Origin of the sequence: Chryseosolibacter indicum (assembly GCF_018598585.1) — a bacterium.
Taxonomy (GTDB): Bacteria; Bacteroidota; Bacteroidia; order Cytophagales; family Cyclobacteriaceae; genus Chryseosolibacter; species Chryseosolibacter indicus.
The window spans coordinates 8,645-26,514 of the sequence record NZ_JAHESD010000072.1; the positions used below are offsets into that span (position 1 = coordinate 8,645).

The 17,870-nt window shown below is 40.5% G+C and carries 15 protein-coding genes; 4 read left to right on the forward strand and 11 right to left on the reverse strand.

Annotated elements, in window-relative coordinates; translation table 11 throughout:
- Positions 1-754: 754 nt before the first annotated feature.
- Positions 755-3,280, forward strand: a complete 2,526-nt coding sequence (locus KK060_RS21405) for a cellulase N-terminal Ig-like domain-containing protein (RefSeq protein ID WP_254156215.1) — start codon at positions 755-757, stop codon at positions 3,278-3,280.
- 133 nt (positions 3,281-3,413) lie between these two features.
- On the opposite strand, the gene KK060_RS21410 is transcribed toward KK060_RS21405, so the two are convergent.
- The 3 genes from KK060_RS21410 to KK060_RS21420 form a co-directional block, all read right to left on the reverse strand.
- A complete protein-coding gene (locus KK060_RS21410) occupies positions 3,414-3,650 on the reverse strand; it encodes a hypothetical protein (RefSeq protein WP_254156217.1) in 237 nt (78 codons plus the stop codon).
- Positions 3,651-3,928: 278 nt separating this feature from the next.
- The gene (locus tag KK060_RS21415) at positions 3,929-5,056 is read right to left on the reverse strand and encodes a M23 family metallopeptidase (RefSeq protein WP_254156218.1); all 1,128 of its coding nucleotides are present in this window, start codon (positions 5,054-5,056) and stop codon (positions 3,929-3,931) included.
- Positions 5,057-6,003: 947 nt separating this feature from the next.
- Positions 6,004-6,345: a HopJ type III effector protein gene (locus KK060_RS21420; RefSeq protein WP_254156220.1), complete on the reverse strand. Its 342-nt coding sequence runs from the start codon at positions 6,343-6,345 to the stop codon at positions 6,004-6,006.
- 160 nt (positions 6,346-6,505) lie between these two features.
- On the opposite strand from KK060_RS21420, the gene chrA reads away from it, so the two are divergent.
- The gene (gene chrA, locus KK060_RS21425) at positions 6,506-7,633 is read left to right on the forward strand and encodes a chromate efflux transporter (RefSeq protein ID WP_254156229.1); all 1,128 of its coding nucleotides are present in this window, start codon (positions 6,506-6,508) and stop codon (positions 7,631-7,633) included.
- 705 nt (positions 7,634-8,338) lie between these two features.
- Positions 8,339-8,896 carry a hypothetical protein gene (locus KK060_RS21430; RefSeq protein ID WP_254156235.1) on the forward strand — a complete coding sequence of 186 codons (558 nt, stop codon included), beginning with the start codon at positions 8,339-8,341 and terminating at the stop codon, positions 8,894-8,896.
- An 81-nt stretch (positions 8,897-8,977) separates the two neighbouring features.
- Here the strand turns inward: KK060_RS21430 and KK060_RS21435 are convergent, their stop codons facing one another.
- The 4 genes from KK060_RS21435 to KK060_RS21450 all read right to left on the reverse strand — a co-directional run bounded on the left by KK060_RS21435 (position 8,978) and on the right by KK060_RS21450 (position 12,932).
- Complete coding sequence (locus KK060_RS21435; protein WP_254156238.1) at positions 8,978-9,406, reverse strand: hypothetical protein; 429 nt, start codon at positions 9,404-9,406, stop codon at positions 8,978-8,980.
- Between the two features lie 327 nt (positions 9,407-9,733).
- Entirely contained in the window at positions 9,734-10,570 is an 837-nt protein-coding gene (locus KK060_RS21440; RefSeq protein ID WP_254156240.1) for a hypothetical protein, read from the reverse strand.
- 251 nt (positions 10,571-10,821) lie between these two features.
- Positions 10,822-11,940: an epoxide hydrolase family protein gene (locus KK060_RS21445; RefSeq protein WP_254156242.1), complete on the reverse strand. Its 1,119-nt coding sequence runs from the start codon at positions 11,938-11,940 to the stop codon at positions 10,822-10,824.
- Between the two features lie 191 nt (positions 11,941-12,131).
- On the reverse strand, positions 12,132-12,932 hold the full coding sequence (locus KK060_RS21450) for a helix-turn-helix domain-containing protein (RefSeq protein ID WP_254156244.1): 801 nt from the start codon (positions 12,930-12,932) through the stop codon (positions 12,132-12,134).
- A gap of 153 nt (positions 12,933-13,085) precedes the next feature.
- Between KK060_RS21450 and KK060_RS21455 the strand changes: the two genes are divergently transcribed.
- The gene (locus KK060_RS21455) at positions 13,086-13,568 is read left to right on the forward strand and encodes a YdeI/OmpD-associated family protein (protein WP_254156246.1); all 483 of its coding nucleotides are present in this window, start codon (positions 13,086-13,088) and stop codon (positions 13,566-13,568) included.
- Positions 13,569-13,931: 363 nt separating this feature from the next.
- Here the strand turns inward: KK060_RS21455 and KK060_RS21460 are convergent, their stop codons facing one another.
- From KK060_RS21460 to KK060_RS21475, 4 genes are all read right to left on the reverse strand, one after another.
- On the reverse strand, positions 13,932-14,333 hold the full coding sequence (locus KK060_RS21460) for a hypothetical protein (protein WP_254156248.1): 402 nt from the start codon (positions 14,331-14,333) through the stop codon (positions 13,932-13,934).
- A gap of 787 nt (positions 14,334-15,120) precedes the next feature.
- Positions 15,121-15,594 (reverse strand): transcription elongation factor GreB, encoded by a 474-nt coding sequence (gene greB / locus KK060_RS21465; RefSeq protein WP_254156250.1) that lies wholly within the window; start codon positions 15,592-15,594, stop codon positions 15,121-15,123.
- A 269-nt stretch (positions 15,595-15,863) separates the two neighbouring features.
- The gene (locus KK060_RS21470) at positions 15,864-16,004 is read right to left on the reverse strand and encodes a hypothetical protein (protein ID WP_254156252.1); all 141 of its coding nucleotides are present in this window, start codon (positions 16,002-16,004) and stop codon (positions 15,864-15,866) included.
- 449 nt (positions 16,005-16,453) lie between these two features.
- A complete protein-coding gene (locus tag KK060_RS21475) occupies positions 16,454-17,392 on the reverse strand; it encodes an alpha/beta hydrolase family protein (RefSeq protein ID WP_254156261.1) in 939 nt (312 codons plus the stop codon).
- Between the last annotated feature and the right edge of the window lie 478 nt (positions 17,393-17,870).

The window sequence follows — 17,870 nt, forward strand, 5'->3', positions numbered from 1 at the left end:
ACCTGCCGAATGAGTTTGGTAAGTTTATTTAGAATCTGCAAGCCAGAAGAGCGAATGTATATTAACTTCATTGATCATTTAGTTAAAGTTTCAGACAACAGCATTTCATAGTTACTATTGCAAGGCCAGGGGATTCCCTCGCAGCTTCTTTTAACTTTTTATAGTCTCTATTGCAGGCGGGGAATGACGATGCTGATGAGAGTGCCTGCGCCTTCCTAATGTTGCTCTCCTTTGCCAAATCTATAATGAGAACCAAGCGGGTTGGCCCGACATAAAAGCGGGCAGTGGCCCGGCCTTGTGCGGTTGAAGCATTTTTATGTCTTGATTTTTTGGTTACTTTTTTCATCAAGGAAAAAAGTAAGGAAGACAAAGACCTGCCGAATGAGTTTGATGTGTTTATTTAGAATCTGCAAGCCAGAAAAGCGGATGTCTATTAACTTCATTAATCATTTAGTAAAAGTTTAAGACAACAGCATTTCAGAGTTACTATTGCCAGACAAGGGGATTCTTCGTAATCTCTTTTAACTTTTTATAGTCTCTATTGCACGCGGGGAATGACGAAGACGATGTGAGTGTCTGCGCCTTCCTAATGTTGCTCTTACTTGCCGAAGCCTATAATGAGAACCGAGTGCGCCGTGGACAAATATTGTCAGCTTAAGCTGCCGTTAATAATTTTTGGCATAGCATTAAGAACTGTTTTTTTTTAGCTTTACTTTATCAGCAACTCGGTTAAAAGGAAATCAACAGTATCAACATGAGAAGACCATCACTTTTGTCAATTATAGTACTACTAACGGCCTCCAATTATACCTGGTCTCAGGATTTGAAACTCAATGATCTTGAATATTTAGAAACACAAGGTGTTAATGTCTTAGTGTACAATAATCTTTTTACCGGAGGTTTTAACGATGAGAAGAACGCTGGGATAGAACTAATACACCATGGAGTAAGAACAGCCCAAGGCGGTGCAGTGAGGCTTTCCAATACTCCCGAGCAGTGGGATCTGGTCCCTGAAATATCATCCCGAAAGGTTGACCGGGCATCAAAATCTATAGAGGCTATGCTAAGGTATAAAGATTACGACTTTGATTCCCGTGTTGTTGTCACCGCCAAGGGTAAAGGGGTGGAAATATCGGTTTACCTTGATAAGCCTGTTCCAAAGGTGCTTGAAGGGAGTGCCGGATTTAATCTTGAACTTTTACCCTCTCAATATTGGAATAAGGCCTATTTGATGGATGGGCGTTATAATCGATTTCCACGTTATGTTGTAGGTAACACCATCACAAGGCCCAACAGTGAAAAGCCAAAGCAATTCAAAGGGTATATAACTTCCGACGATAGAGGAACAGGGAAATTTATTGATCCGCTCCCGCTTGAAACCGGACGTACCCTTCTTCTTGCACCCGATGAACCTTCTCGGTTGGTGAAGATCACCTCGCAGGATGCCGATCTTATGCTTTTCGATGGACGTGTGCTGGCGCAAAATGGCTGGTTTGTAATTCGCAGTATACTTCCGGCAGGAAAAACAGGTAAGGTGCTGACATGGACCCTGGAACCAAATGCTATCAAGGGTTGGATAAGAGAGCCAAATATCGGTTTCTCTCAGGTGGGCTACCTTCCTTCACAACCAAAAGTTGCTGTCATTGAACTGGACAAGAAAGACAAACCACTCGCGAAAGCATCGCTATATAAGGTAGGCAATGATGGCAATGTTGCCGAAGTATTCAGTGGAAAAATTATACCGTGGGGCAACTATTTTAAATATCACTATGTGAAATTCGATTTCACTACTGTAAAAGATCCGGGTATATACTATATACAGTACGGCAATTTTAAAACAAATAATTTCCTGATAGAAAATAATGTTTATGAAAAGATCACCGATGCTACCAGTGATGTTTGGATACCCATCCATATGAATCACATGTATGTGAACGAGGCCTACAGGGTATGGCATGGCGAGCCGTTCAAAGAAGGTTATCGTCAGGCTCCACCAAACACAGATCATTTCGATCTTCATTCACAAGGACCAACAACCGATACCAAATACAAAGCACTCGAACTGATTCACGGATTAAACGTAGGTGGTTTTTTCGACGCCGGCGATTTTGATATCGAGACCGGATCGAATATCAGCGTGGTACAAAATTTCGTGCACACATGGGAATATTTCAAACCCTTACGCGATCAGACTTTTGTCAGCCAACAGCAACGTTACGTTGATCTTCACCGACCTGATGGAACGCCGGATGTATTGCAATTCATTGAACATGGAACATTGAACCTGGTAGCACAGGCAGAGATTGTCGGTCATATGACTCAAACACTCTCCAACGCTGTTCTTGATAATTACCATCACCTTGGTGACGCCGCCTCATTAACAGATGGACTTCCTTACGATCCGAACCTTGGTCCCTACGAAGTAGCCAAAGATGGCAGATCCAGTGGCGTTAAGGATGATCTGTGGGCTTTTACAACCCGCAATCCAAGCCTGGACCTCAACGCAGCAACTATGTTTGCAGCTGCAAGCCGGGCATTGAAAGGCTATAATGACGATCTCTCGTCAAGAGCATTGCTGCAGTCAAAAAGACTTCTCAAAGAGGCAACAGAACTACTTGCCAATAAGCCACAAGACACCTCGGCCTGGGCAAGGTCAGCAAACGTAGGCACCAACCTTCAGCTGTATATTGCCACAGGGGAACAACAATACAAGGACAAGTTCCAGGAACTCTTATGGCCTGCACTTGATCGCAGTGTTAACTTCAATCTGCTTACGGCATTGAATGCCATACCACACATGGATGCATCTTTTAAAGAAAAGCTCCGTCCATATGTTGTGAAGTATAATGACTACATCAAAGGGCTTGAAAAAAATAATCCGTACGGAGTACCCATCACGCTAGGTAACTGGGCTGGGAGTGGGGCTGTTATGAATTTTGGTACCACCATTTGTTTTGCTCACAAATATTTTCCTGATGTCGTGGATGGCAGTCAGGCGTTCAAAGTTACCAACTGGCTATTTGGTTGTCATCCGTATCACAATTACTCCCTTGTGGCAACGGTGGGAGCTACACGCCCAAAGAATGTCTTTTATGGTAACAACCGAGCCGATTTATCTTTTATTCCGGGCAATGTTGCTCCCGGTATTTTATTCAGGAAGCCAGACCATTTTGAAAACTATGACGACTGGCCATTTCTATGGGGACAAAACGAAGGTACGATTGCTGGAAATACAAATTATTTAATCTTCGGATCAGCTTTTAAAAATTTGGTAAAATAACCGACATAAAAGCGGGCAGTGCCAAGCCTTGTGCGGTTGAAGCATTTTTTATGTCTTGATTTTTTTTGTTACTTTTTTCATCAAGGAAAAAAGTGACATAAGAAATATGATATCATCGCTAGTTAGGAGAGGCTTAAAACAAAACCTTAAATAATAGCATTTTCATAGTACCTATTGCAAGGTCAGGGGAGTTCCTCGCGGCTTCTTTCAACTTTTCATAGTCTCTGTTGCAGGCGGGGAATGAAGGAGACGACGTGAGTGCCTGCGCCTTCCTGATGTTGCTCTCCTTTGCCAAACCTATAATGAGATACCAAGCGCGTTGGCCCGACATAAAAGCAGGCAGTGCCCTGGCCTTGTGCGGTTGAAGCATTTTTATGTCTTGATTTTTTTGGTTACTTTTTTCATCAAGGAAAAAAGTGACATAAGAAATATGAGATCATCACAAGTTTAGGGAAGGCCTGAAACAAAACTTTAGATAATAGCATTTTCATAGTACCTATTGCAAGGCCAGGGAATTCCCTCGCGGCTTCTTTTAATTTTTCATAGTCGCTGTCGCAGGCGCGGAATGACGAAGACGATGTGAGTGCCTCCGCCTTCCTAATTTTGTTACTTTCAGTATTTAAATGACTTTACGTGTACCTATCGCGCTCACTTAAACTCTACCACACTATTAGGAACAGGACGTTCCTCCCTTCGCAATGAGTTACTATTGCTATTACTAATCCACTTCTTTTTTCCTAAATTATCAAGCTCGTCGTATACACCCACGTGATTAAATGAATCAAAAACATAGGGAATACCCTCAGCACCCAGTGGCGAATCATTGCTGGCCATGTGAAAGTGCAAGTGTGGATTGGTCGTTTGTCCGGTAAATCCTAACAAAGCAATCATGTCGCCTTTCTTTACCTTCTGTCCTGCTTTAACACTTATGCTATTTGGTTTAAGATGTTCATAAAATGCATAAACACCTTTTCCGATTTTTATAGAAACATAATTTCCTGTTGCCTTGGTAGCACCATACGCAGGATGTTCCGATAACTTATCAACTTCAGGAAAGCTCTTGTTAACCGATGAAACTACTCCATCTGCAACAGCTAATACTTCAGCCCCATAACCAAGCCAGCTGTCAACATGGTCAGCTTCGCCAGATGTGGTAAGTCCTTCATCATTTACCTTAACAAAATCAATCGCATATCGTCCTGGTATTCGCGCCTTACCACCCAAAGTATAAATTACCCTGCGATGACCTCGCTCCCAGGATGGATGGTGTATCGCCGTCCATAAACCACCCTTCAATGGCGGACCAATAGAAATTGCTTTTTCTTTAGGTACTTCAAGTTCAATACCATTAATAACTTCTTTTTCATCACCGCTTTCAGCATACAAAGACAATGAGATCTGATGTTGTAGAACGAATGCATCTTTAATTTCAGGAACCTCAATCTCCAAGTACAAAACTCCCGAACCACCCGGTTTCATGACAAGCACGGAGTCTTTAACATGCGTACCCACTTTCTGAAACCTCTTTGACAATTCATCAGCATCACCTTTAAAGAATGTCGTCTTACTGTCTCGCACACTTACTACGATTTCTTGCAGTTTAACTTTTTGGAGTGAGAAGTTCGTGATATGAAGTTCGTAGCAGACATAATGCTTATTGTCCATTTTAAAACGCTGAGGAGCAAAGGGAATGTGAATGCTTAGTGACTGCTTGTAGGTTTGACAGTAACTAACTGTACTCGATACCAAAATCATCAGCGACGCAATCAATTTCATATTATCTTAATTTTTATTTTATCAAAAGTGCTTTGGAGTACAATCACGGATATACTACTGCTATTTCATCTGAATATTTGTCCCACGCGATTAAACTTTACTGATCATGTATCTCATACTTTCTGTTCATAGAAGAGTGCAGTGCTCTTTGGTTGCAGACCCTTGTGTTTTAACCAAAGCTAATAGTGGCAATTGACAGATTCTGTCAAAACTGCGAAGACATGCAAAATTTTTCTACGGAGTGCCTCCCACGCGGATTTAGAGGGAGAACCATGGTGAAATAGCGGTTTTTGAGGGTAAATTCGATGGTTTTAGCGAAAAAAGGCGCTTTTTCCCTAGGTTATCCCTATAAATACCGAATCACCACCGAATCACCATGGTGCCTGTTCCGGCGCCACTTGGTAGGGAGAAGGGGACGGGGAAAGCCAGTAGTGTGAGCGATTTTTGAGAAGTACGCCCATAAGCGTTAATGGACTTCAATTAGCCAGTCACACACGCCATGAGTTTTTAGCCACTATGTTCGCTTGAGTATTTATGCCCGGATTTGTGTGGTGGAAGCATTTTTGTGTCTTGATTTTTTTGTTATTCTTTTCATCAAGGAAAGAAAGACCTGCTGAATGAGTTTGTGAGATTATTTAGAATCTGCAAGTTTAAAATCCTTAAAGACGAGCGAAATGCTAACAGATAAAAAATCCTTTATTCTTTTCATTACCTAAATCTACAATGAGAACCAAGCGCGTTGGCCCGACATCCCGATAGCTATCGGGACGGGCCGTGCCCGGTCTTGCGCGGTTGAAGCATTTTTTATGTCTTGATTTTTCAGTTACTTTTTTCATCAAGGAAAAAAGTAATGAAAAGAAAGACCCGCCGAAGAAGTTTAATATGCTTAATTAGAACCTGCAAACTTGAAGAACTTAGAGTAAGTACATATTCACTCGTTTCTTGTCTTACCTTGGAGATAGTGCGCTCCCTTCAAACACAATTCCTGCCCATCCATGGGTCATAAATTGTCGGATATTCTGGTGATCTACACCTTCGGGACTTTTTAATACGGATTGATAATGTTCAGCAAAAAGTAAAAGCGTATCTTCTTTATCTAACGAATGTAATTGAGCGAAAGTAAAAACCTTGGCACTTCCCTGGTTCTGACTGGCCTCGTTATACGCCGCGCCATTTTTGAAAGCCGTTGGCTGATGGTTATAATACGTGTCGATGAATTCAATAACCTCCTTAAAAGGTATTGAATTGTTTTTTAACTTTTCCAGTAAGGTCGTCAACGGCTTTTCCATTCAAATATTTTTTCCAAATGTAATAACATCACTCAATACTCATGGCGTAAACATTGCATTGTGCGAAAAATAATCCAAGAGTGGCACTATCCGATAGTTTCATCTTTTTGAAATGTATCAATAAAAGATAGAGCTTTTAAGGTATTATTGTGGTAAACATATGCAGCAACGCACCGATGAACGAACGAGCTTGTCAGAAGTAGCGAAGGTTTTCTTTCGCTTGGGTTGCACAGCCTTTGGTGGCCCTGCAGCACACATTGCCATGATGGAAGATGAGGTTGTGAAAAAAAGGAAATGGATTAGCAGCGAACATTTCTTGGATTTAGTGGGTGCTACAAACCTTATTCCCGGACCAAACTCAACGGAAATGACTATGCATTGCGGACATGAGCGGGCTGGGTGGAAAGGTTTAGTAGTAGGAGGAATATGTTTTATCCTTCCGGCTGTTGTAATAACCGGGGTAATCGCATGGACCTACCAGGAGTTTGGAACCCTTCCTGATGTACAGCGCTTCATCTATGGCATCAAGCCCGCCATCATTGCAGTTATTATTTCAACAATGATATCCCTCGGAAGGAAGGCATTGAAATCGGTAACTCTTGGAATACTCGGTGTGCTTGCCGCCATCCTAACGTTGATCGGAGTGAATGAAATCTATGTACTTTTCGGGGGTGGCGTAATAGGAATTTTGATTTATTATTTGCGTGATCGTGAAACACTGAGGTCAATTATTCCTGGAGTACTTGTCAGCGCTGCTGCTCAGGACATCTCAAGCTGGAAAATTTTTCTGACCTTTCTTAAGATTGGTTCAATACTTTACGGTAGTGGTTACGTTCTGTTTGCTTTCCTTGATGCTGAGCTGGTAAGCAGAGGATTGCTTTCCAAACAGGAGTTAATCGATGCAATTGCAGTAGGTCAGTTTACCCCTGGGCCGGTCTTTTCGTCTGCAACGTTTATAGGATGGCAGATAGGTGGCATCTATGGAGCCATCGCTGCAACTATCGGAATCTTTTTGCCTGCATTTATTTTTGTCGCATTCTCCAATCCAATCATTCCAAAACTAAGGAAGTCTCCGGTTATGTCTGCCTTTCTCGATGCTGTTAACATAGTTTCATTGGCAATAATTCTTGCAGTCGTTGTTGAGATGGGTAGGGAGACTCTGGTTAACTGGCGGATGATAGTAATCGCTATTTTAAGTCTGGGTGTAACGATCTACTTCCGGCGCATCAACACAGCTTTGATTGTTATCGGAGGAGCTGCATTGGGTTACATCTTGTCAATGGTTTAGCCTTTCACTTATGAAATGTCATGCTCCAGATTGGATTGAAAAATGAGAAACAAAGCGCGTTGCCCGACATCCCGATAGCATCGGAGCGGGCCGTGCCCCGACCCGTGCGGCAGAAGCATTCTTGTGTCTTGAATTTTTTTTTGATGTATTATGAAGAATTTGCAAAGCCTGAAGAGCGGATGTCTATTAACTGCATTAATCATTTAATAAATTTATCAGACAACAATATTTTATAGTACCTCCTGCAAGGCTAGGGGCTTCCTCGTAATTCCTCTCACTTTTTTATAGTCTCTATTGCAGTCTATTGTAGGGCTGAATCGAAACTGCTAGGAGAGCGCCTAAGCCGTCCTAACTTTATTGCTTATCATTTACTGATCTGATCATCATCAAATAGTGAGACGTAGCTCGTTGGCCAATATTAATAGTCACAAGCTTCAAATTGTTAATTGAATTTCATGTTATTTTAACGTAGGTCGTTCTTATGAAAGACGCAAAAAGACTTTATGCTGTTATTAGTGTAATTCCTTTTTATATCTTTGTTACACTGTGGTTTCGAAAATAATTTAACCTGACCCTCATCCTGTTGTTTGTATTTTACTATCTGCAACACAAAAACTTGAAAGAATTGGTCAAATAAGTAAAGGCATTAAAACAAAGAATTCACTTTAGTATACATTTACCAAATCGGTATTTCAATATTTTAAAATGAAGAGGTATTTAATTTTTCTGTTTATCCTGATCAATTTAAGAACAAACGCTCAAATCTGGGGTGATTCACCACGAGATCTGCCGCAGGATCTAAGAACTGAAACCATCCTTTTCCTCAAGTTTGACTCCGTTGACCATCCTACGCTTAGGCCCGCAGGTATGGATAAAAAATATTTCGAAAGATGGCAGTATCACAATCAAAACCTAACTAGACATAACGCTGTCTTAAGGAAGCTGGCAGCAAAGTATCCTTTTAAATATAAAATTGTTTCAATGTTTGACACGGCACGTTATAGGACGTATGGAGCAAAGTATATGTTATGGCTTAATACTTTTGATGCAATGACAAAGGGCGGACTTCAGGCCAGCCTTCATGGCGCTTATAGAACTATGGATCACTCACCTACTACAGAATTAGGAATTTTAGATTTGACGTGTGATAAGCAGTACCTTCTTAGTAAGAGTATGTCCATCGTAAGATCGTATTTCTACCAAGACTCATTCAGAAAACTCTTTTACCAGCTTGAAAAACAGTTTGATGTAAAAATCAAATAGCAATTCATACTATTCTTGAGGCGTATTGTCCCTTACTCTTTTTTTTAAGCAGATAATTGAAAATGCCTAATCCCTTTTAAGTTACTCCTCCCCTGCAAAAAGACTTAAAATGTCTTTTACTTTATCTTCATCTTTTGATTCTACAAGATATAATACATCTCCATTTAAACTCCATGCTGCATGAGGTAGCACAGGAAAGGCATTCGCTTCAGCTATTTGATTTGCATCATCATAAGAAGATGCAAATATCACAGTGATGTGTAACGATTGCTCATTGGTTGTAAATTTATAACCTTCAATTATACTATCAGCTTTTTTTAAGATACGCCAGTTGAACAAAACAGGTTCAAGCTTTTCATCCACCTTATTCAAGAAGTACTCAGTTCGTGTTTTGTTAGGATGATTAAGATTTAGGGTGATATTATTTTTCATGCTGGATTTTTGTGCATAAAGCGGTGAAGAAAGAAACAGGAAAAGTAAGAGCGATAGTTTGGTTACAACTTTCGTCATGTTGAAATATTAAAAGTGCCAATACAATTTACACAATTATTCGATCCTTCCTATAGTTATAAGTTAAGTGACAGAAAACATATAAATGAGATCGTCGCTGACAGAGAAACGCAGCGGTTGGCCGACATGCCGATGCGATCGGGACGGACTGTGCCCCGTCTTTGGGAGGTTCAGGTATTTGTGTCTTGTATTTTTTTGCTACTTTTTTGATCTAGCAATAAAGTAAGGAAGAAAAAGACCCGCTGAAGAGAAGTTTCATGTGTTTATCTAGAACTGCAAGCTTGAAAGGTTTGTGTCTCTTGTCTTCGTAACGAGTGGAAATTTTAATTACACCGTCCCTCTAATTCGCTTACCAAATTGCTCCCAGTCAAAGCCCGTCTCGATGCGGTTATGGCGCAACGCAGGTACGTGCGTTGTGATGATCAGGGTTGTTCCTTCAACCTTCGTACGATGATGAGCAGGAATTACCCGGGCAATACCTTTCTCCATCGTAAATTTGACATTTGGAAAGAATTGAAGCACAGACTGCTTTAGTGCATTTACGTTATCCATACCATACATTAAAACAACGCTTGGTGTATAGGTTGTAAGATTTCGCAAGAGCCTTGTTATACGACTTTCATAGAAGTGTTGCCGATAAGCATCACGAGTTTTAAGAAACGGAAGTCCTGGCATATTCAGCCATGCATAATACCAAGCATGGTTATGCGGAGTTGGAAGCGGATATAAATTCAGTAGCGCTTCTCGTTGTAACGATGGTGAAAGGAAAGTACGTTGCTGGTATTCAAATAAGTCTGGTTGCAATTCGCTATTGAAAGCATGCGCAAAAGCGATTAGATTTTTCCATGCGCCGTGAAGGACTCCACGCTCGCCAAAGCGATAATCATAATTATTATTGTAGCGCGCACCGCGAGGCCCTTCTGCCCGAAACTTGATACGACTGTATAGCTCACGAATGTCTGCAAGTTCTTTTATAGAGGATGTGCCCTGAAAGTAATTAATACGCTCTGCAACGTCCTCGGGAAGATCACCTCCTTGCTCTTCAAGTCCGACAAACCAAATTGGAGCCTTCCAAGATCCATAGCCGTAGAAGTTAATCATCCAATGTTTAAGTGCGTCTTCATTTACAATCATAAAGTAAATATACACAGGATTCGTTCTCAATTTTCTGGAAGAATTTAATTCGGTAGATGGGAGTACTCATCCTAAACGTTGCTTTTTATATAGGAAAAAAATAACATTTATGGACGTACTTATTTAGAAGCTGTAAGCTGAAAAAGTTTTGTTTTCGAGTCATATGGTTTAAGAAATTCCTTATTGTGGTCACTTAATATCTATTTCAAAGCCTGTGAATTTTAATAATAAGATTGAGGTAAAATGTAATCTGTTTAGACTACATTTTACCTAGAAAACTATTATTTTAAACTGAAAAAGAAATTCCTTAACTCATCTGCGAACACTGCTGGCACCTCCAGGGCAGCGAAATGACCCCCCTCTTTCATTTTAGTGTAGCTGACAACATTCACAAAGCGCTCAGCCCATTCTTTTGGAAATTGCGCCTCTCTCGGAAATACAGAAACACCTGCAGGTACATTCGTCTTCTTCAAAGGTTGCGAACCACCCCACTGTGCTACAGCATCCTCTTTATACATCCGCATAGAAGTAGCTATGGTTTGTGTAAACCAGTAAATCATGATGTTTGTCAACATCTCGTCTTTCCCTCCAAACGCATTTTCGAGAATGTCAGGACTTGCACCTGCAGCACCAAAACTTATAATCCATGCCGCCAAACCCACGGGCGAATCATTTAAGGCATAAGCCAGTGACTGTGGCTTTGTGGCTTGCACCATGGCATAGGCACCTTCGCTATACCACCATTGCTGTACAAATTGAGCGAATCGTTTTTCATCTTCACTCATGGTACTCGGATCTTCCTGTCCCATAGGATAACCCAAGTCAGTGAAGTGAACTCCTGCTACTACATCTGGATACTTTGATGCCAAAGCTTTCGTTACGCCCATCCCGACATCACCCCCTGCAGCATAGAATTTTGAATATCCCAGATTCTCTGTCATCAATTTCTTCCAAATGTCAGCGACAACTTCGCTTGTTACCGACTTTCTTTCAGAAAATCCAAAGCCTGGGATAGAAGGAATGACGAGGTCAAAACTTTGCTCACCCGTTGTGAGTAGCGGAATAATTTTATGAAAGCGATAATAACTGTCAGGCCAGCCGTGTGTAAGTATAAGTGGCTTGCTGTTCTTGCTATTCCCTTTAATGTATTGAAAGTGAATTTTGATGCCGTCTACTTCAGCAATGTACTGCGGGTATTTATTAAGAGCAACTTCTTGCTTTCGCCAATCATACGTTGTGGCCCAGTAATTGACCAGTTTCTTCAAGTATGCTTCGCTGGTACCAAAAGCCCATTCAGACCCTTGCGCTTCACCTGGCCAGCGAACGTTTTTTAAACGTGCTTTTAAATCATCGACATCGGACTGAGGAATAGTGACCTTGAATTCCGTAACATTTTTCATAGCATTTGAATTTATGGATTGTGAATAAGAGAATTGTATACTGGCAATGAGCGACAGCAGCATAAGTGAGTAGCATTTCATAGTCTTTTAGTTTTTATGGAGTCAGTAAATTAAATACACCCTTTAGGGTTACTTGAATTCACCAAAAAACCATAAATACGTAAGAGAAGTATAGAATAAATCCGACATCCTTATTCTTCCAGGAGGGATCCGCTTTCTTTTAAGAGTTCATTCTTTGTGATTAACGAAAGCGGTGTTAAGCCGGAAAATTGTTTGAAGTCTCTATTAAAGTGCGACTGATCGGCGTAGCCCAATTCATAGGCAAGATTTGGAAGCGATTGGTAGTCATCATGCTGAAGTCTGTAGAGAGCCCTTTCAAAGCGTACAACCCTTCTATAATAAGATGGAGTAAACCCGACAGACTGTAAAAACTTTCGTTCAAATTGGCGCTCGCTTATTCCATAGTCTTTGAGCTGACGACCATAGTTGATGTTGGGGCAAAGGTGCAAGAAGTTTATCACCCGACTATCAATAGTCTTCATTACATTGTGTCTCTTCAGCAGATGATTATCTAAAAGTGATATGCGTGCCTGTGTCTGTCTCGCACCTATAATTTTCTCAATGACCTCAGAAGGGAAAAAGTGTTGTAAGTCTAACACCGCATCTATCGTCTCATAACCGTCAATTCCAAATAATGCTTTTATGCCATGAGGAAAAAAAGAAACTGCAACATGCGAATAGGTAGGCTCCATCTGAAAAAGCGCAGGTTTTGATGTAATACCTTTCAGGCTGGCCGCATAAATGCAATTGTAATGCGCACTATAGAGAGCGTTTTTCCCGTACATACATTGAATAACAACACGAGGAAACCGGTCCGCCATTACCTGAAGATTTAGCAATGACTCTCCTCCGGTTTGCAGATCAAACGACCAGTAATATCTCACGTATGGTCTTAGTGCTGGGTGCGGTTGATATAGTTGTTGCCATGCCATGCGCAAATAATTTTCAAGCCCGAAAATGGTATCTTCAGCTGCGAATTATCCTTAATATATTAAGTAATCGCTATTTTTGTTGTCATACAAATTATACTGATTATTTCAATTTAAGTTACGTATATCACCGAAAATGAAAATGTCCTGTTAACCATGTATCGATTTAAGGCATCCTTAGACATAATAGGCATCAATCCTTTTGTGTTTGTTCCTGACGAAATCCTGCAACAAATTTTCGAAGACGCAGGTAGGAGTAAAGGGCCCATTCCAGTTTGCGGAACAGTTAATGGAGTGAAATATATGCAAACCTTAATGAAATATGGGGGGCACTGGCGACTTTATATCAACACGACTATGTTGGCGGATTCGCCAAAGAGAATTGGAGAATCCATTGAGATAACAATTAAATTTGATAAAAAGGATCGATCCATTGCCCCGCATCCTAAACTTGTCAAAGCTTTGAAGGCGAATAAGGATGCGAAGAAGGTATTTGATGCACTATCGCCATCTAAGCAGAAAGAGATTGTTCGTTATATTTCACTTTTAAAGTCAGAGGAGAGTATCGTAACAAATGTAGAAAGAGCTATTGGATTTTTGCTTGGTAAGAACAGGTTTGTCGGCAGAGATAAACCGTAAAATATACCTTACGTACTACAGTATGCTATCACGCAAAATGTATCTGCTTCAGACGCTTAGGCTCACAACTAGGTGATGAAATAGATAAAAAATATTTCTATTTCTTTCTTTGCCAGCCTCTATGATGAGAAACCAGGCGCGTTGGACAAATTCAAAGCCATATCGATCTACCATCTATTCACACCGTTAGAACTGTAAGTGGCTGGATGTACAATGTTATCAACGTCCGGTGACGTAACTAAATAGCACGGGACCGAAAATGAAGCAAGATGCTTGCAAGTAGAAACAACAAGGGTCGCTTTTGTAAAATAAAAAGCCCATCACGGCTACCCGTGGTGGGCTTCGTTTGACTAAAGATCCTTATTAATGTCGATTGATATCAACAATTTCACCACCTGCGTACATCTGTTGTAATTCGGTCCGCGTAATTTGATAAGTGGTATCGGAATAGTTTTCTTCTTTGTCGATCTGGTAGATTCCTGAAATTTTATTGACTTCGTAGTTATTGAAATGTACCTTAAGTGTATCAGTGCCGACTTCTGAAACACGGAAGGTAGTATAAGCCCCAGCCTTTGTCTTCCATTCATACACGTCACCAGACTTCGGAGCTTTTAAAAACTGAGCCTGTTCATCCTTATCCTGACCGTTGGTATAAGCACCAAAAGCAATTGCTATAAAAAACAGGGCAAGACCTGAAAATTGCCAAATGGGCAGGCGCGTCTCCGAGAGATTGCGTTCATGGTATGCCTTGATTTGCGCAGGCATTTGCTTAGATTCAAGAACTTGTCTGCAATGCCTACATTCCGATACGCTGACACGGCCAATAGGGAACAAGGGGATCCAGAAGACATGGGCATAACGCGCATAAGTAGACAACACTAGAGAGCCATGCGTTCCACAATGCGGGCAAGTTTCTACATCGAGCTGAACGCTCTTCACGTGCGAGGCTCTACTTCCGTAAATAATCATAGTAGTGTGATTTATCTAATTAAATTAACCGACAATTAAGAACTATTTACTGAGAAAGGTCTTTGATAACAAGCGTAAATATTACACACGATGATTACGATAACGGTTTTCAATTTCTTGTAGATCTTGCATCAATAGCTTTTGTGTTTCCTGAAAATAAAACCGTCTTCCTAAGAATGAGTCTCATATCTAAGCCTTCCAATTGCGAATAGGCATGAAGTACATCAACAGATATCGGATTGGCGTGTTGTTATTATTTAATTTCTAACGAATAAGTGGCAATATCGGCAGCTTGTTCCGGCGAATTACTTATAGAACTTGTATTATTAGATGTAAATGCCGTAGGCATAAGTAAGTACAAGAGGAGTCTATTGTAGGGATCGAAGATAAGTTTTCTCAAAAAAACAGATCCTTTCTATTAAAATTATAGAGGCTCTTATTTTGGTGGACCGGTAGACAGGTGGACTTGTATTGATATGAAAACATTAAAGTAAGGAGAACTGAAGAATCAAAAGATTAAGAGTCGCAGCAGAAATCGTCCTTCTTTCCGGACAAAAATGCGATCAGAAACGCTAAAGCGATGCTATTTCTGATACTCAATTTTCGTAATACGCCAGACAAACTCCCCGGCACCAGTTTTCACTACTGCAGTATCACCCACTTCCTTTTTCATTAGCGCGTGTGCCATTGGCGAATCTATAGAGATATAATCTTTGGTATCAAAGATCTCATCATAGCCAACTATTCGAAAGCGTTTCCGGTCACCTCTGTCATTTTCAATTTCCACCCATGCGCCAAACATTACTTTGCCTTCTTGAAAAGGTGAATAGTCCACCACCTTCAGATCATCAATACATTTTCGCAAGTAGAGCAGGCGCCTGTCAATTTCACGCAAGCGCTTTTTATTGTAATGATAATCGGCATTCTCAGAACGATCCCCAAGGCTTGCTGCCCAGGATACTTTTTGTGTGGTCTCTGGTCGTTCAACACGCCATAAATGGTCCAACTCAGCTTTTAACTTTTCTAAACCTTCTCGGGTAATTAAGGGTGTTTTCATAGGTTATTTAATCAAGAAGCAATCAATCCATCTTACTTTGGGCTAATCTTACTAAAATTTAAAATTTTAATTTCATATCCAAGCCTAATGAATGTAAGTGCATTCAGCACAATAAGAGGCACATGATTGTGCTACTTGAAACACATAGGTTATTTTCTAGAAGGGCACTGCCATGGTGCAACTAGGTGCAAGAGCGATTTGGATTGAACCATGTAAATAAAAAAAGCCATCCTTTATTCAAGAATGGCTTTTTAGCTTCTTTAACTTAACTACTTTCTTGCTTTTTTAGCAGCTTTCTTAGCAGTCTTCTTAGCAGCTTTCTTAGCTACTTTTTTTGGAGCCTTCTTAGCTGCCTTCTTAGCGGTTTTCTTCGCTGCTTTCTTTGCTGTTTTTTTTGCTGTTTTTGCCATAACGTTTTTATTTTGTTTGCCAAAGATAATAACTCTTTTTTAAATGACCGAATGTTGAAGGGTAGGAAAATGTCTGATAAGATAATTTTAACTCACTTCAACAGTCAATAGCTCCAACTTTTTAACTTATCTCGAGTGTTTGTTTAGTTACGAAGCCTTTGCTGGGTCTGTTCAAGTTCTCATGAGACTAAAAACAGAACTGGTTAGATAGAATATATGTGCGATGCATGTGCTGTATTTCTGCGTAAACAGTATTATCGTCATCCCTTAACATTACGGTTGAGTTCGCACTTCATATTTGCTCGAAACATTACATCAACTTAAAGCGAATTGGCATCTTAACACTGTCTCATGAAGTAGCTACTCCTGATTTTGAAGGTGAGCTCTTATTGTGAAGGCAAAACTTTAGTCAGATGGCAAGCCTTTGAATGACTCGTGGTACTATAATTTTATAGCTTTGGAAGGGACCTGCCGTCTCTTAGATAGTAATCAAAATGCTTTCTGCATTGGGCCAGCATGTCTGTCTCGAATTGCGAGATAGTATGATCACCACCCTCGAAGAGAATAAAACGCACGGGATGTTTCTGTACATACAGTTGCTGTACGAGTTGTAGAGACTGGGAAGCATCTACTCGCGTATCTGCTGATCCTTGCATGATTAACAAAGGTGTTGTTCTGCAAAGCGTATTACTCCAATACAATGCTGATCTTGCTTTTAACGCAGCATCTCTATCACGATCATAGTTGGGAATTGAGCTTCTGAAAGTTAAATCTTCAAGCTCCGGTCTTTTTCGAATCACATCAAAAGCATCAACCAATCCTGCTACTACCACCGCAGCCTTAAATTTACAAGAACGCTTTAATGCTTGAAAAGTCATCATTCCACCACGACTCTCTCCATACATGCCTATGCGGGTAGTGTCTGCTGTATTAATTTGTTTAAGTAGAGGGATAAGATTCAAAACATCATTTACATCTTCTCCTCCAAATTCATCTTTACCCTCTCCGCCATCACTGCTTCCTCGATATTGGCTGGCAACAACAACATAACCCCAGCTTGCCATCCTTGCAAGGTAATAAGCAACTAAAAATGGTTTCCATAATCCCAAGTTCGAGCGGCCACCACGATTCGCGATAATGCACGGGTACTTTCCCTTTTTCTTAGGTTCAGCAAGAAAGCCAATAACTTTTAAGCCGTCCGAGAGATAAACAATCCGATAAATATTAATGGCATCGAGCCCTTTCCTGAAGCCAGGATCCATTGAATCAATCCGGTGCAGGACATCTTTCGAAAGCGTAAGGCGTTCCTTGAGGATGATCGTACCATTCTGCGCGGTAGTCGTGGTTGTAAAAAGACAAATCAATCCAATATGAATCAGCGCTCTCATTTGTTACTATGAAGTTCTGAATTTTTTTTGACAACGCATCAATTCCAATTAGTGTAATCAAATACTTGTTATTTCCCTTGAAGTAATAACAACGCTGATGTTTTAAAGGGAGTGGATACTTGCACTTAGCCGATGATATTTAATTCAGCTAACCTTCCTCTTCTTTTAGTCGCAATAATATAAATGAGAGTCGTTTGGGCACGTAGAACAAAGAATGCATCCTTTATGAAAATGGTTTTGCTACTGTTTCAGATAAGGGAAGCAGCAACATAAAGAAAATGCTAACACCAGGCCTTATAACAGGACTAAAGAGCAAACTCCTCCTTCTTTAAAAAGAAGAAAGGATGAGATTCTCATTCATCCTTTCTTTCTTAAAATACATTTTTAATTACTTTTTAGGATTAGCAGTAAGAAACTTGTTAACGTCAAGCCAATGAATGAAGGCATCAAACCAGCGATTACTGGTTCTGTCCGGGTT